Source organism: Salinisphaera sp. G21_0, assembly GCF_017744115.1.
Lineage (GTDB): Bacteria > Pseudomonadota > Gammaproteobacteria > Pseudomonadales > Endozoicomonadaceae > Endozoicomonas.
The window spans coordinates 1-731 of the sequence record NZ_JAGHQW010000215.1 but is presented as its reverse complement, the minus strand read 5'-3'; the positions used below and the strand labels follow the sequence as shown (position 1 = coordinate 731).

The following is a 731-nucleotide window of genomic DNA, read 5'->3' as shown; positions in this document are numbered from 1 at the left end:
ACCTTCCTCCTCAGCAACCGCAGATACTGTATCCCGGTTAACATCCACTGAAGCTGGAAGAGACGAGCCGTCAACCAGCCGCAAACGCAAAAGAAAGCGGAGCATGGCAGGTCGCCAGATTGAACAGGCAACAACGGGCACTGGAGCGTTTCCACCGCATCAACAGCAACCTGAATCCGGGACCATTCCGCCCATAAAGCTCAGGCATGTTACTGGCAATAACTCGTGTATTGAGCGCTCTTCTTCGACTTCGGTTCAGGGTAATCCGGAGCCAATGGAGACTGACACGGCCATGTCTGCTGACGCCGCTTCCACGCTTCCGGGCTCAATAAATCTACCAACAACCAACGACAACAGGCTATTAACTGGCAATGAACATACCTCAGCGATGGGGCAGGACATACCTGAACCAATGGAGGGTGTACCGCTCACTACAGAAATTAACAGTGAAACATCAATTTCAGAATTTTCTGTAAGCCAGCAAAATGAACTGCGAACACATTTAAATAATCAAGAAATTCAAGCAATATTAACGAATACCGGGACTCTTCTGAAAAACCTCAAAGACAGGAAAATCCAGTTAGCACGAGACAGGGGAAAGCCGCCCGCACATTCCCTCTTTTCCAAGTTAAAAAACTTCAGCATTGTTAAAGATTCTCAGACTTTCAAAGGCTATTTTGCCAAGGCCAACACGTTCTTTTTAGCTGTAAATCCCCAGCAGATTACAAATA

Annotated in this window: 1 protein-coding gene; it reads left to right on the top strand. The window is 47.1% G+C overall.

The window, feature by feature from the left end:
- Nucleotides 1-292: 292 nt before the first annotated feature.
- A partial coding sequence (locus J7439_RS25720) for a hypothetical protein (protein ID WP_209204905.1) occupies nucleotides 293-731 on the top strand: 439 nt, incomplete at its 3' end.